We start from the raw sequence: 15094 nt of genomic DNA, 5'->3' as shown, positions 1-15094 counted from the left end.
TCGGTATGCCGAATTCCGCAGCCTCGCAAAACCTGTTCCTCTACTCCACCACCGTTTCGGATGTGGGCACCGTACGTTCCAACAACCAGGATTCGTCGTTCGCCGGCGAACATCTGGCTGCCATCTGCGACGGCATGGGCGGCCATGCGGGCGGCGACACGGCATCGACGATCGCGATCCGTTCGCTGGTACACATCGAACACGACGACGTCGAAGGCGACATCCAGACGGTCGCGCATATGCTCGAATCCTCGGTGATCGCCGCGCACGACGCGATCGTCGGCAAAGCGAAGCGCGAACGCAAGCTGTCGGGCATGGGTACCACGGTCGTGGCGGTCGTGCTCGTCGCCGGATACTGGGTGCTCGCGCACATCGGCGACTCGCGCGCGTACCTGCTGCGCGACGGCAAACTGACGCGCATGACGAACGATCACAGCTACGTGCAGCACCTCATCGACACCGGCCGCATCACGGAAGCGGAGGCGAAGAACCATCCGCAGCGCAACGTGGTGATGCGCGTGCTCGGTGACTTCGACATCGATCCCCGCCCCGATATCGCGATCCGCAAGGCCCGTCCTGCGGATCGCTGGCTGTTGTGCTCGGATGGCCTGTGCGGCGTGCTTGAGGATTCCACGATCGAACAGGTGATGGCCGACTGCACCGATCAGGAGGCGTGCGCGCAGAAGCTGGTCGGCATGGCATTGAAGGCCGGCAGCACCGACAACGTCACCGCGGTGATCGCGGACGCGACGTTGGCGCTCGACGCCAACGCATTCGATCTGCCGCATCAGACGCTGCTGGTCGGCGGCGCGGCAAGCGCGAGCCTCGAACCGATCGCGGACATCGTGAACGCGCCGGTCGCCACCGCGCCCGCACTGCGCAAGGATCACCCCTCCCCCGCCGAACGTGCGGCCGCGCTCACGCAAACCGACGGCGGCGAATCCGACGAGAAGGTCGCACCGCGGCTCGTGCAGCCGTCGATCGTACGCGAAGCGAACGGCGAACGCGAGATGCCCGACACGGGCGAGATTCCGGTCATCAAGAAGTCCGACGGCCGGCTCACCACTGATCCGAACGACCCGGAAGTGGCCAAGGCCATCCACCACGAACAGGCCGAACAGCGCATGATCACACGCACGCGGCGGCATCGCGGCAGACTGGCGACGACCATGGTCGTGATCGTCACGCTGGCGGCGCTGGCCGGATGCGGCTGGGGCGCGTACGCGTGGAGCCAGACCCAGTACTATCTCGGTAACGCGGACGGCGTGATCACGATCTATCAGGGCGTGAACACGGATCTGTTCGGCGTCTCGCTGTCGCACGAGGTCGAACGGACCGACGTACAGGTGTCGACGTTGCCGCAGTCGTGGCAGGACCAGATCGCGCAGGGCATCGCGGTCGACTCGCTTGACCAGGCCCGTTCGCGCGTCACGTCCATCGAACAGGAACGGGACAAGGACAAGGCGAACACGAGTACCGACGGCAGCACGCCGAGCTTCGGCGCGGCCGACGACGCGATCGACAACAACGACAACGACAAGTCGACGGACTCGTCCAAGTCATCCAACAACTCGTCATCATCGCAGTCGAATAAATCGAACGACTCGAGCGACTCGACCACATCCAAGACCAACTCATCGAACAACAGCAACGGAGACGCGCAATGATTCAAACCAGACTGCGTCAGATCTCACTGTTGCTGTTCGCGATGGCCATCAGCTTCATCGCGTTCTTCCAGATGTTCGAACGCACCGCAGGCACGTTCCCGCAGCAGTACGCGATCCTGCTCGGCGTCGCGGCCGCGATGTTCCTCGTGCTGTGGGGGCTGACGATTCGGTTCCAGCCGTACGCCAGCCAGTCGATCATGCCGTGCGTGCTCATGCTCAACGCGATCGGCACGATGATGATCGCACGCATCGACCAGCAGTCCGGCGCCACGGTCGGCACGAAACAGCTGCTGTGGCTGATCGTGGCGCTGGTGTTCGCCGGGGCGATCATCGTCGGCATGCGCGACTATCGCATCCTGCGTCGGTTCTCGTACGTGAGCATGGTGGTGGGCCTGCTGTTGCTGCTCTCCCCCATGGTGCCGGGCCTCGGCATCGACATCAACGGCGCAAGCGTGTGGATTCGCGTGCCGGGCGGCACCATCCAGCCGGCCGAATTCGCGAAGCTGTTCCTCGCGTTCTTCTTCGCCGCGTACCTGTTCGACCACCGCGACCAGCTGGCCGTCGGCGGCAAGAAGGTTCTCGGCCTGCAGTTGCCGCGCATCAAGGACATGGGCCCGATCATCATCATCTGGGGCGTGTCGATGGGCGTGCTCGTCATGCAGCACGATCTGGGCACCTCGCTCATGTTCTTCGCGATGTTCGTCGCGATGCTGTACGTGTCCACCGGCCGCAAAAGCTGGATCGTGATCGGTCTGATCGCGTTCGCTGCGGGCGCCGTGCTCGCCGCGTCGATCTTCAGCCACGTCGGCTCGCGTGTGGACGCATGGCTCAACCCGTTCAGCGACGAGCAGTACAACAAGCATTTCGGCGGTTCGTGGCAGATCGTCACCGGCATCTTCGGCCTCGCGTCGGGTGGTATCATCGGCACCGGCATCGGCCAGGGCTATCCGAACCTCACCACGTACGGCAACTCCGACTTCATCTACACGTCCATCGGCGAGGAGATCGGCCTGACCGGCCTGCTCGCGGTGCTCGTGATCTACCTGATCATCATCGCGTCCGGATTCATCACGGCCATGAAGATCAAGGACGGCTTCGGCAAGCTGCTCGCCTCCGGACTCGTGTTCACCATGGCGTTCCAGGTGTTCACGGTCGTGGGCGGCGTCACGCTCGTCATCCCGCTCACCGGCATGACCCTGCCGTACATGGCGGCCGGCGGTTCGTCGCTTATCGCGAACTACATTCTCGCGGCGCTGCTCGTCGTCATCTCGAACTCGGCGAACAAACCGGAACCGCCCGCCGACCTGTCCGAAACCTTCCAATACGAAGCCTTGGCCGCACTGCGCGACCACGAACTGCAGAAGGAGCGTGATACCCGATGAACAAGTCGCTTCGTCAACTGTTCACGGCAGTGCTCGTCCTGTTCGTGATCCTTGGCCTGTCCACGACGATCATCACGGCCGTGCGCGCCGACGAACTCAATGCGGACGGCCGCAACGCGCGCGCCATCTACCATACGTATGGCGTGCCGCGCGGCTCGATTCTCGCATCCGACGGCACCGTTCTCGCCAAATCGGAAGCATCCAACGACTCGTTCAAATACCAGCGTTCCTACGCCGACGGCACCGTGTACGCGCCGGTGACCGGATACTATTCCGTGTCGCAGGGCGCCGGCCCGGGCATCGAATCGTCGCGCAACACACTGCTCAACGGCGAATCCGACGCGCTGTTCTGGGAGCGGTTCAAGTCCGTGCTGTCCGGCAGCGAAAACACGGGCGCGACCATCGAAACGTCGATCAACCCGAAGCTGCAAAGCCTCGCGTACAAGCTCCTCGGCGACTTTGACGGCGCGGTCGTCGTGAACGAGCCGAAGACCGGCCGCATCCTCGCGATGGCGAGCACGCCGAGCTACGACCCAAACACGCTGGCCACGCACAACACGGCCGACGCGAACAAGGCGTACCAGCAGCTCGTCGGCGACGACGCCAACCCGATGCTCAACCGCACGATCAGCCAGCTGTATCCGCCGGGATCCACGTTCAAGACCGTGGTGATGGCGGCGGCGCTCGAAAGCGGCAAATACGATCTGGACACGCAGATCCCGGCCGGCGCGACATACACGCTGCCCGGCACGGCCACCGACCTCATCAACTCGAGCACGGCCGGCGCCGGCACCAACGGCAAGATCTCGCTGCAGGACGCGCTGGCGTATTCGTCGAACACCGCGTTCGCGCAGCTCGGCGTCGCGCTCGGCGCGGACAAGATCAACGCGATGGCCGAAAAGTTCGGCTACGGCAGCAGGATCACCGTGGACGGCACCACGTCCACCGGCACGCCGATGACGTCCGTCGCGGCGAAGTTCCCGAGCGGAGAATCCGACGACCGCATCGCACTGGCGTCCATCGGTCAGGGCGACAACCTGACCACGCCGCTGCAGAACCTGCTCATCGCGTCCGCCGTGGCGAACGACGGCGTGCTCATGAAACCGACGCTCGTCGACCGCGTGCGGTCCAGCGATCTGTCGGTCATCTCCGAAACCAAGTCGGAGGTTATGTCGAAGACGTTCAGCACCAGCACGGCCGACAAGCTCACGACCGCGATGGAGTCGGTGATCACCAAGGAGTATCCGGAGCTGCAGATCGACGGCGTGAAGGTCGCCGCGAAAACCGGCACCGCGCAGATCGGCAGCGCCAACCAGGCGATCGACGGCTGGATCATCGGCTTCGCACCGGCGGACAACCCGAAGGTCGCGGTATCCGTGGTGGTGCACAACACCGACCTGTATGGCTCGCTCGTGGCCGGCCCGATTATGAAGTCGCTGATTGAGGAGGCGCTGAAGCAGTGAAACTGATCGAAGGACAGCTCATCCACCGCCGATACCGTCTCGACCGACGGCTTGCACAGGGTGGCATGGGCGAAGTGTGGAAGGCGTACGACATTCAGCTCGGCCGCCCGGTCGCCATCAAGGCGCTGCGCTCCGACCAGTCCGGCAACGAGGCGAAACTCCAACGGCTGCGCGTGGAGGCGCACAATTCCGCCAATCTCGCGCACCCGAACATCGCCGCGCTGTTCGAATACTATGAGCATGACGGCATCGGATTCCTCATCATGGAATACGTGCCGTCGAAGTCGCTCGCCGATCTGTATCACGAACGCGGCGCGATGCCGCCGACCGAATTGCTGCCGATCCTCATCCAGACCGCGCGCGGCCTGTTCGTCGCGCACTCGCACGGCGTGATCCACCGTGACGTCAAGCCGGCCAACATCATGGTGTCGGACAGCGGCGAGGTGAAGATCACCGACTTCGGCGTCTCGTACTCCACCAATCAGGAGCAGATCACGCAGGACGGCATGGTCGTGGGCACCGCGCAGTACATCTCGCCCGAACAGGCACAGGGCAAGCAGGCCACGCCGCAGTCCGACATCTACTCGCTCGGCGTGGTCGCGTACGAAGGCCTGTGCGGACATCGCCCGTTCACCGGTGCGACGCCCGTCGACATCGCCGCCGCGCACGTCAACGATCCCGTGCCGCCGCTGCCGGAGACGATCGACCTGCAGTTGCGGCAGTTCGTCATGTCGATGCTGTCGAAGGACCCGCTCGACCGGCCGAAAGACGCGCTGGTCGTCTCGCGTACGCTCGCGCGCATCGAACGCCGGCTGCTCGACCAGGAGACCGCGGCCAGCGAGGACACGTTCGTCAACCCCGGCCGCATGCCGCGCCGCGTGGTGAGCCTGCCGCACACGGTCAACACGCTGCTGCGCGCAGTGGACGCTTCAAGCTTGGATAACACCGCATCCGAACTGCGGACCTCACGGAAGGAACAGGAATGAGCATCATGCCGAAATCGCTTGCCGACGGCCGTTACCAGCTCGGCCAGTCGATCGGTCACGGTGGCATGGCCGAAGTGCATGTGGCGTTGGATACGCGGCTCGGCCGCACCGTCGCCGTCAAGATCATGCGCGCCGATCTGGCGAACGACCAGATCTTCCTGTCGCGTTTCCGCCGTGAAGCCCAGTCGGTCGCGAAGATGAACAATCCGAACATCGTGAACATTTACGATTCGGGCGAGGAGACGGTCACAGCCGAGGACGGCACCACGGAACGGCTGCCGTACCTCGTGATGGAGTACATCAAGGGACAGACGCTGCGCGACATCATCAAGGCGAACGGCGCGCTGTCGCAGCGCGACGCCGAACAGGTCATGCTCGGCGTACTCTCGGCGCTCGAATACTCGCACCGCATGGGCATCATCCACCGCGACATCAAGCCCGGCAACATCATGATCTCCGAGCAGGGCGTGGTCAAGGTCATGGACTTCGGCATCGCGCGTGCGCTCGACGATTCCGCCGCGACGATGACTCAGTCGCAGGGCGTGGTGGGCACCGCGCAGTACCTCTCGCCGGAGCAGGCGCGCGGCGAGACCGTCGATATGCGCTCCGACCTGTATTCAGCCGGTTGCGTGCTGTACGAGATGCTGACCGGGCGGCCGCCGTTCACCGGCGACTCGGCCGTGGCGATCGCATACCAGCACGTGTCGGAAGTGGCGACGCCGCCGTCCGCCGTGGTGCCCGGACTGCCGAAGATGTGGGATTCGATCTGCGCGAAGGCGATGGCCAAGGACCGGCAGAATCGTTACGCGACGGCCGCCGAGTTCCGCAACGACATCCTGACGTTCATGAACGGCGGCATGCCGGTGGCGGCCGCGTTCAACCCGCTCACCGATCTGGCGAACGTGAAGGCGCGCAAGCAGGCCGAAGAGCAGACCGCGACGATGCCGCTGAGCGCGACCGTGCCGATGGGTGCGGGCGTGGGCGCAGGCGTGCCGGGTGCCGGGTTGCAGGGCGGCGCGACGCCGGGCGTCGGCGAGACGACGGCCACGCAGGCGTTCAACCCGGTGACCGGGCAGTTCGAGGTCGTGCCGTCGGCGATGCGCCCGGCGGGCGCGGCGGCCGGTTCCGCAGTCAAGTCGCGCGCCGAACAGCGTGCGGAGGCCGAACAGGCGCGACGCAAGAAGAAGCGCGGCGTGATCATCGGCTCGGTGATCGGCGTGGTCGCGCTGATCGCGATCCTGCTGGGCGTGTACTTCGTGACGCACGGCGGCACGTCCGTCGCCGACGAACAGGTCACCGTGCCGGACTTCACGTCCATGTCGAACGTGACGCGCGACAAGGTGCGGTCGCAGCTTGAAGAGCTCGGACTCGTCGCGAAGATCACCGATGACTCGACGTCGGACAAGCCGGCAGGCACCGTCACCAAGCAGAATCCGACGGGCGACAAGAAGGTCGACAAGGGCACCACCGTCGAGGTGTGGTTCTCGACCGGCCCGGCGACGGTAAGCATCCCCGACGTGCGTGATATGACGCAGGACGAGGCGCGCGCGAAGCTCGTCGACGCGGGCTTTACGGTCAACTCGAGCGTGCAGTACACCGACGACGCCGAAGTGGAGCAGAACAACGTGGTGAAGACCGATCCCGAGATCGGTTCCGAACAGCCGAAGGGCACCGCGGTGACGCTCATCGTGTCGAGCGGCGAGGCCAAGATGCCGGACGTGACCAACCAGCCGATCGCCGCCGCGCAGAAGACGCTGACCGACATGGGCCTGACCATGCAGACCATCGAGAAGGCGTACGACGACACCGTGCCGGACGGTACCGTGATCAGCACGAATCCGTCGGCCGGCGAGGCGGTGGACAAGTCCATGACCGTCACGATCACCGTGTCGCAGGGACCGCAGCCGGTGACCGTGCCGTCCTGCTACGCGGGGCAGACGTACGCGGATTGCGCAGCGATGATCACCGCGGCCGGACTCACACCGAAGGCCAGCGGACCGACCGACGCCACCGCCGTGGTGGAGAGCATCGCGGACGCCGGCAAGCAGGTCGCCAAGGGCACCGAAGTGACCGTCACGACCAAGGCTGGCACGACCGACAACAACTCCAATAACGGGTCGGACGACAACGGGTCGGACGACAATTCCGGCAGCAACGACAACTCGAGCACGAACAACTCCGGCAGCAACAGCAACTCGGGCACGACCGGGAACAATTCCGGCGGCACGACCACTGGGAACTAACCGCTCGCCGCTGCTCCGTCTAACCCCAACCCCCTAATCCCTCAACGGACATACAGCCGATTGCACCATCAGAATCGGCTGCATGTCCGTTTTTGTATTGGTGCGGAATAGGTTTCGTACGATGGATGTTCAGCGTGATAGTTGGTGCGTGATGGATGTTCAGGCACGCTGCACGGTAACGAGGCCCTTCCCCTTAACGGACATACAGCCGATTTGGGTGGGGTAATCGGCTGTATGTCCGTTAGGAGAAGACGCCATGTACAGAAAGAGGGGAGCTTAAGAGAGGGTCTTACAGTTTTTCTCAACGGACTTACAGCCGATTCCGACAGCGCAATCGGCTGTATGTCCGTTGAGGGTGAGGGACCCGTTGTGGTTGAGGGATATCCGCCGAAGTTGAGGTTGATGGATATCCGTTCGGCGGGTGGAGGGGGAATTACTTGTTGACCTTGGGCTGGAGGCCGGCGGACTTGGCGACAGCGCTCGGCTGACCGCACACCTTCAGCCAGTTCGCGAGCAGACGGTAGCCATCCTGCGTCATCACCGATTCGGGATGGAACTGCACCGCATACATCGGCAGATCGCGATGCTTGATGCCCTGGATGATGTGGTCGCCCTGCGTCCACGCGGTCACCACGAGCTCGTCCGGCACGCTCGACGGCTCCACCGCCAGCGAATGATACCGCGTCGCGGTCATCGGATTTGCCACGCCCTCGAAAATCTCGTCATCGATATGCTCGACCAAACTCGTCTTGCCGTGCATGATCGTCGGCGCATGATCCACCGTGCAACCGAACACCTCGGCCAACGCCTGCAATCCCAAACACACACCGAACATCGGCTTGCGCTCGGCCGCACACAGCCGAATCACATCCTCGCTCGCCCCCGACTCGGCCGGCGCACCCGGGCCGGGCGAAATCAGCACGCCATCGTAGCCGTCGAGCACGCCAGGCTGGGCAGCGTCGATCGCATCGTTACGCACCACGTCCACCGTCGCACCCAACGTCTTGAGATACCCGACGATCGTATACACGAACGAATCATAATTATCGACCACCAGAATGCGCGCCGAATCTGTCATGCCGGTCATCCCGTCTCCTTACACGAAGAGCCACAGTGCAATACTGTGGCTCAGTGTACGTCAACGCGGTATCGCGCGACAGCTCAGACCGTGAAATTGGACATCTGCTGCAGGTACGGAATGTTCGCGGCCGCCCACGGGAACGCCCACTGGAACAACGCGGCGGACGCGATGAACATCAGCAGCACCAGCAGCAACGCGCGGATCGGCAGCACGCCCGGCTGATGCCGCAGCAGCCAGCCGTAGATGCTCGCGTCCGGGCGGCGACGCTCGCCGGCGCGGATCGCACGCAGCACCGGGAACCGCCACGCCGCCAGCGCCGCAAGGAACAGCACCGCGTACGCGATCGCCGCGATCTGGATCACCGGAATCAGCGAATCCAACTGCGCGACCGGCGACGCATCCTGATTGTTCGTGAACGCAACGCCGCCGCTCGCGTCGCTCGTCGCGAGCTCCTGCGGTGTGCCGTCGTCGACCTTCGCCCAGTATTTCAGTTCGCCGTAGCTGATCCAACGGTAGATCGGGTCGGAGTACTTCGGTTCGCATGTCGTCATCGTGATCATGCGCTTGGTCGGCGTTGCGCCGGGATCCTGCGGATTCGACGCGATCACGCGCACTTCGGTCGGCAGTACGATTTCATGGCTTGTGTACTGGTAGACGTACCAGTAGTGCTGTGTGCGGATGACGATCGCGTCGCCGTCCTGCAGTTTGTCGACGTCGCCGAGCGGCTGGCCGTAGCCGTTGCGGTGGCCGGCGATCGCGAAATTGCCGACCTGACCGGGCCACTGTGTGTCGTCGTAGTGGCCGAGGCCGTGCTTGTTGAGCTGCGTGAGCGTCGTGCCCTGCACGAGATTGCGCTCCCAGTTCTGTCCGAATCGCGGAATGTATACGGTGGCGATGAGATCGCCTTCGTTCGCGGACTCCGGTTCGACCGGCGGCTCGCCCTGCTGTGCCTTCGCGATCTTCGTGGTATCGCCGTTGGCCGGCGACGACCAGTTCACCGACTGCCGCGTCTCCATCTGCGTGTGCTCGGCCTGCACGCCGGTCCACCACATCTGCCACACGATGTACAGCGCGCAGATCGCGGCGGCGGTCAGCAGCAGTTCCGCGACGATGCCTAGCGCCTGCCACAGCCAGCCGCGGCGCGCGGTGGTTGCTGAGCCGCCTTGCCGACGATCGGATCCAAAGCCGCCATTCTGATTCACAGTATTCGCATGTCTCACTGTTCGTCCGATTTCTGCGTCTCGACGACGCTTGAGTACTTCAGCGACTGCAAAAGCGCCGCGGTTTCCGGAAATTCAAGATTGTCCTTGGCTTCGACCTTATACCCGATGCCGAACGCGCTGACATACTCCTGAAAGACCTTCATGGCCTTGGAGGTTTCCAGCGACCGCATCATGGCATCCGTCGGGCCGATCGCCGACACCGTGTACGGCGGCGAATACTTACGGCCCTGCAGCAGCAGCACGTTGCCTTGGCAGATCACCGCGGAGTTGAACAGCACGCGCTGATCCTGAATCATCATCGACCTCGCGCCGCCCGCCCACAGCGCGTTCACCACGGACTCGATATCCTCCTGATGAATCACGTAATCGTTGATGTTCGCGGCGGAACCGGAGTTGTCAACCATGCTCTCCCACAGCGGCGAGTCGTTGAGCGTGACCGTGACGCCCGCGCCCGAAACGGCACTGAGCATCGTGCCCGAGCCAGCATCCTCATTGCCGTTGCTGTTGGTCGTCGTGCCGTCGGCCGAGCCATTGCCGTCGTCGCTGGCGAAGTTCTTCAACGTGTCGACCTGCGAGCTGAGCTGCTTCACATCATCCTGCAACTGATTGACGCGTTCGACGCGCTGCTCGATCAGATCGGCCGTATCCGACGACACCGACGTGGTGCGATTGACGCGCACATTGGTCGCCAGCAGAAAGCCGCTGAGCGCGACCACAAGGAACACGGCGACGCCGCTCAGCCACGACGAACGCTTCGCGCCGTGCTTGCCGGTGTGTCTCGCCATGACTTCCTCCGCACTGTCGCACTTCCAGCTACTATCCGGCGGTATATTCGCCAGTTTCGAGTCTAACCACTATGATGACTTTTAGCCTAAATTAAAGGAGACTACGCTGATGGCAGATACACAGCCGCACGAGAACGACGCGGAAGAACAGAAGGACTGGCAGGACGAGACCGCGGCCGCTGACACCAAGACCGTTGCCGGCGCCGATGCCGACGGTCAGGCCGCCGCAACCGCCACGGATGACAAGGACGACGAGGATTACGGCGTTCCGATGGATCAGGTGGAGGCCGTGCTCAACGCCACCGCCGACAAGAAGTCGCTCACCCCGCAGATGCAGCGCATGATGGCGCGTCAGGCGGAGAACACGAAGCGCGTCGAGGAGACGATCAAGGGCACCAAGTCGAATCCGCGCTGGTTCGTGCCGCTGTTCTGCACGCTCATGATCATCGGCCTGATCTGGGCCGTGGTGTACTACCTGACCACCAACTACCCGATTCCGAACATCGGCGCGTGGAACCTGCTCATCGCGTTTGCGATCATCATGGTCGGCTTCATCATGACCATGTGGTGGCGGTGAGTTTTCCCCTCGTGCCATCCTGTCATGGCATCACTCTTCGCAACGGGAGCCTTCTGCAGGCTCCCGTTGTTCGTTTCCGGTGTCGTTCGTCGTTCTGTCGTTCGTCGTCGTTTGCCGTCGCAGGCCGTAACTCAGCAATATCACGCATCTCTCATTGAGTTACGGTCTCCATACGCCCTCCGAACGACCGTAACTCAACAAGATCATGTCACTCATGTTGAGTTACGGTCGTTTTACGGAGCGTAGACGACCGTAACTCAATGAGAAGTGTGAGTTAGTGCTGAGTTACGGTCTCGCGTGAGTGACGGTCGTTAGTCAGCCGTCAGTCACCAGCCGGAAGTCGGGAACAGCGCAGGATGACGTGCTTGGAACCGGCGAGCGTGGTGGCGAACAGGTACGTGTCGCCGCCGTCGGACAGTTTGAGCTTGCTGCGCAACTGAGCGACGGTGAGCGGGAAGTTGCGTACGGCAACGTTGGCCTTGGTGAGACCGGCGAGCGTGGTTTTCAGCTCCTTTTTGCCCATCGTGGTAACGGCGTCGACGGAGAACCGACGACCCGGGAAATTGGCGATCGGCCGGGACGCGCCGGTGATGAAGAGGTGGCTGTTCGGGCCGATCTGCGTGAGTCCGTAGCGCTCTTCGACGAGGGCGAAACAGCCGGCCTTCATGATCGACGCGTTCGGCTCGTACAGGTAGGTGATGGGCTCCGGCAGCGGCGCGAGGCCGAGGGAACGGGCGGTCGCTGAGGACGATGCAGTGTCTGCCGGATCGTAGTCGTAGTCCAGTCGGTCGGCGTCGTTGACGCAGTATACGTGGACTATCGTATTGATGCGACGATCAAGAACGAGCAACAGTTCCTTGCACTCGTTACCGGTAGAGACGATATGCACCTCGCTGACCGCACCGTGGAAGTCCGCCACGGCCTTACGCCAGTCGAGCATCGGCGACAGTTTGATCATAACGTGCGGCGCAGCGGCGAGCAGCCGATCACGCAACGCGAGCACGTCCGGCGTGCAGTCCTCGATGGCGATCGTACGCCCGCCGTGCTCGTCACGACGTGCCGGATCGACGAAGATCAACGTGGCGGTCTCGTCGCGCAGCATCATCTCCGCATCGCCGTTGACGACCGTCACGTTATGCAATCCCAGAGCCCGCATATTATGCTCGGCAAGCTCGCACAAATGCTCCTGCCGTTCCACATACGTCGCCTGCGCGAACTCCCGGGCCATATACGAGAAGTCCACGCCGAATCCGCCGGTCAGGTCGACCAATTGAGTGGCGGAAGCGGCCGGCCGCCCTGGCTCCCCTCTCCGAGGGGAACTGTCAGTCGCAGACTGAATGAGGGGAGCAACGGGACGTCCCTCCTCTCCCCTCAGTCGGCTATCGCCGACAGTTCCCCATACGGAGGGGAGCCCTTGCGGTTCCGACTCCCCCGCGATGCGCCGCGCGACCTCCGCCTTATACCGCGCGGTAAACTCGGACGAGCACTGTTCCATCGAAATATGCGGAGGATACACGATCCCCTCGCACGCCGCCCATTCCGGCAGTTTGCCTCGCGCCGTCTGCCATCCCGCGATCTGGTCGAGCGCAAACGGTAGATCCAACCCATCCGCGCGCTTGGCGTGCAACGCCAGATCGCGCACATTATCACGACGATGTTCGGACACGAATCGGGCGGTTTCAGGCGACATCAGCATGCGTCCCAGCGTATCCGCCGCCCGGGATTGCCCGCCCTTCCGGCACACGTCCATCCACCGCATATCACTGTCACATCAGTGAGAAACCAGCAGAAGAACCGATGACGCAGAACAGCACCATGAGCAAAAACCGCGCCGACGTCCATCCAACATAGCTGCCGCGCGGGGACCGATTCGCCGTAATATAGTCGCGGATCTCGGTACGGCGGAGCCACAGCACTCCCAATCCGATCAGCGAAGTCACCGTAAGGAACCCATAATACACCGGATCCTGCGCCGCATCCGGCAGCAGTCCGATCACCTGCGTCAGGCCAACACTCAGCACTCCGTTATTCACGAAGTGCAGCGCCATGGCCCACACCAGCGAATACTCCATCGCGACATAACCGAGCAGCACACCGCCCAACGCCGCGAACAATCCCTGCAGCAGATCCCCATGCATCAGCCCGAACAGCACAGCCGTGGTGACAATCGCGAATATCTTGCCGCGCGCACGCAAACCGCCCATCACCATGCCTCGGAACAGCACCTCCTCGATGACCGGCGCGAGCGCCACCACTGCAACGATCATGAGCGATGATTCGTTCATCGTGGCGTTGATGGCATTCACGGAGGCCGAAGTGAGCGAGATGCCGAACAGGGCGAAGCACGACTGCAACGCGGCCGTACCGACTTCCGTCACCCCGCCGATGGTGGCGACGATCGCCACGAACGCGGCGAAACGGCCGGGAGTCATACGGCGGCGATCCGGGGCGCCGAGCCAAAAGGCTCGATCGGTGACTTGCGCGCGACGAATGACGAGCAGGACAGCCAGCGCGGCGACCATGCCGACGCATTGGGCGATGGCGACCATGGTGCCGTCGAGATGCGGCACCGGGCCGACCGGCGAGGATGCGGCGGATATCGCTGACACTATGCCGGCCGGCACGGCGGGAAGGTTGAGCACCAGAATGTAGACCAGTACGAGGCCGGCGTTGCGACCGACGAAGGCGCGCATGCGGGAACGGCGTTCGCGGGCGGTAAGGATGGTTGGGCGATTGATGTCGTTGGCATGGGTGGTGGTTGCTTCGGTCATGGGAGTGGCTCCTTTGCAGTGAGGGTGCGGTTTCAGTATGCGGCGCGGATGCGCGTGGGATGTGCTGGTGTCAACACCTGTTGAGGGCGGATGGCGAATGAGGCGTGTGGGAAGGCCGGTCGTGGGATTTGCGGCACCAAGAACCCGTGATGCAGGGTTTTCTTGAAACTGAGAGGCAGATTGTGAACGTTGCGCAGGTCTTTCTCCGAACTGAGAGGCAGCGTTCCCGTGCAACACCGATTCAGATGCCCCCGTACGAGCCTGTCCGTATCCCCAACAGGGCCGAACGCACAGAGCGACTGCCTCTCACTTTGAAGAAAGACCCCTGCACGACGGGGAAATCTGCCTCTGAGTGTGGAGAAAGCCTTTTCGATTTCATACGCTTGCCAGGAGTATGACGATCGAGAGGCTGGTTCGGGCCCGCGTACCGGTCAGTTTGACGATTGAGAGGCGAATCTCCGTTGCGTCACCATCCGGATCATCCGGTTCGGGGGTATACATGTGGTCGGTGAAGGTGCCGATGATGCAAGCGCTCGTCTCTCGATCGGCAAACCGATCCCGACGAATCGCGGATTCAGCCTCTCGATCGGCAAACTGTACCGTCCACCACGTCACGCCATACCAGCGATGAGCTGGAGGGCAGCGATGTGGGAGGCGAAGGCCTCGGCACCTTCATCGGTAAGCGACACCCAAGTGATGTCATGGCCGTTGCGGTTGCTCGGACGCTTGTCGAGGGTGACGTAGCCGTTCTCCGCCAAGACCTTCAGATGTTTGGAGCACACGGCGTCGCTCACACCGAGCATGTCGCGGATCGCCGCAAACTCGATCTCGCCCGCACTGTGCAGCATGCCGCAGATGCGCAGGCGCATCGGCGCATGGATCACCTCGTTGAACTGCGGTTCGCTCACGATGCACC

The 15094-nt window shown here is 63.1% G+C and carries 12 protein-coding genes; 6 read left to right on the top strand and 6 right to left on the bottom strand.

Annotated features, from left to right (window positions below; all coding sequences use genetic code 11):
• Nucleotides 1-5 precede the first annotated feature (5 nt).
• From DSM100688_RS11045 to pknB, 5 genes are read left to right on the top strand one after another with little or no spacing between them, the layout of a single operon-like run.
• On the top strand, nucleotides 6-1667 hold the full coding sequence (locus tag DSM100688_RS11045) for a protein phosphatase 2C domain-containing protein (protein ID WP_152359150.1): 1662 nt from the start codon (nucleotides 6-8) through the stop codon (nucleotides 1665-1667).
• The gene (locus DSM100688_RS11040) at nucleotides 1664-3049 is read left to right on the top strand and encodes an FtsW/RodA/SpoVE family cell cycle protein (protein ID WP_152359149.1); all 1386 of its coding nucleotides are present in this window, start codon (nucleotides 1664-1666) and stop codon (nucleotides 3047-3049) included. The genes DSM100688_RS11045 and DSM100688_RS11040 overlap by 4 nt, the downstream gene beginning before the upstream one ends.
• Nucleotides 3046-4512 carry a peptidoglycan D,D-transpeptidase FtsI family protein gene (locus DSM100688_RS11035; protein WP_152359148.1) on the top strand — a complete coding sequence of 489 codons (1467 nt, stop codon included), beginning with the start codon at nucleotides 3046-3048 and terminating at the stop codon, nucleotides 4510-4512. Before DSM100688_RS11040 ends, DSM100688_RS11035 begins: the two co-directional genes overlap by 4 nt.
• Nucleotides 4509-5498, top strand: a complete 990-nt coding sequence (locus tag DSM100688_RS11030) for a serine/threonine-protein kinase (RefSeq protein WP_152359147.1) — start codon at nucleotides 4509-4511, stop codon at nucleotides 5496-5498. The genes DSM100688_RS11035 and DSM100688_RS11030 overlap by 4 nt, the downstream gene beginning before the upstream one ends.
• On the top strand, nucleotides 5495-7741 hold the full coding sequence (gene pknB / locus DSM100688_RS11025) for a Stk1 family PASTA domain-containing Ser/Thr kinase (protein WP_152359146.1): 2247 nt from the start codon (nucleotides 5495-5497) through the stop codon (nucleotides 7739-7741). The genes DSM100688_RS11030 and pknB overlap by 4 nt, the downstream gene beginning before the upstream one ends.
• A gap of 433 nt (nucleotides 7742-8174) precedes the next feature.
• Here pknB and DSM100688_RS11020 read toward each other — a convergent pair whose 3' ends face one another.
• The 3 genes from DSM100688_RS11020 to DSM100688_RS11010 form a co-directional block, all read right to left on the bottom strand.
• Complete coding sequence (locus tag DSM100688_RS11020) at nucleotides 8175-8819, bottom strand: anthranilate synthase component II (RefSeq protein ID WP_152359159.1); 645 nt, start codon at nucleotides 8817-8819, stop codon at nucleotides 8175-8177.
• Nucleotides 8820-8902: 83 nt separating this feature from the next.
• Nucleotides 8903-9952 (bottom strand): class E sortase, encoded by a 1050-nt coding sequence (locus DSM100688_RS11015; RefSeq protein WP_204316749.1) that lies wholly within the window; start codon nucleotides 9950-9952, stop codon nucleotides 8903-8905.
• An 86-nt stretch (nucleotides 9953-10038) separates the two neighbouring features.
• Nucleotides 10039-10830 (bottom strand): DUF881 domain-containing protein, encoded by a 792-nt coding sequence (locus DSM100688_RS11010; protein ID WP_152359144.1) that lies wholly within the window; start codon nucleotides 10828-10830, stop codon nucleotides 10039-10041.
• A 109-nt stretch (nucleotides 10831-10939) separates the two neighbouring features.
• Between DSM100688_RS11010 and crgA the strand changes: the two genes are divergently transcribed.
• On the top strand, nucleotides 10940-11407 hold the full coding sequence (crgA, locus tag DSM100688_RS11005; protein ID WP_152359143.1) for a cell division protein CrgA: 468 nt from the start codon (nucleotides 10940-10942) through the stop codon (nucleotides 11405-11407).
• Nucleotides 11408-11729: 322 nt separating this feature from the next.
• Here crgA and DSM100688_RS11000 read toward each other — a convergent pair whose 3' ends face one another.
• The 3 genes from DSM100688_RS11000 to DSM100688_RS10990 form a co-directional block, all read right to left on the bottom strand.
• Nucleotides 11730-13103 (bottom strand): THUMP-like domain-containing protein, encoded by a 1374-nt coding sequence (locus DSM100688_RS11000; protein WP_152359142.1) that lies wholly within the window; start codon nucleotides 13101-13103, stop codon nucleotides 11730-11732.
• 70 nt (nucleotides 13104-13173) lie between these two features.
• The gene (locus tag DSM100688_RS10995; RefSeq protein WP_152359141.1) at nucleotides 13174-14178 is read right to left on the bottom strand and encodes a CPBP family intramembrane glutamic endopeptidase; all 1005 of its coding nucleotides are present in this window, start codon (nucleotides 14176-14178) and stop codon (nucleotides 13174-13176) included.
• Between the two features lie 611 nt (nucleotides 14179-14789).
• Nucleotides 14790-15086, bottom strand: coding sequence for a transcriptional regulator (locus DSM100688_RS10990; protein ID WP_240811862.1), 297 nt, complete (start codon nucleotides 15084-15086; stop codon nucleotides 14790-14792).
• Between the last annotated feature and the right edge of the window lie 8 nt (nucleotides 15087-15094).

This window comes from Bifidobacterium ramosum, assembly GCF_009299505.1.
GTDB lineage: Bacteria > Actinomycetota > Actinomycetes > Actinomycetales > Bifidobacteriaceae > Bifidobacterium > Bifidobacterium ramosum.
The sequence above is the reverse complement of the archived record's forward strand: the minus strand, read 5'-3'. Positions and strand labels throughout refer to the sequence as shown.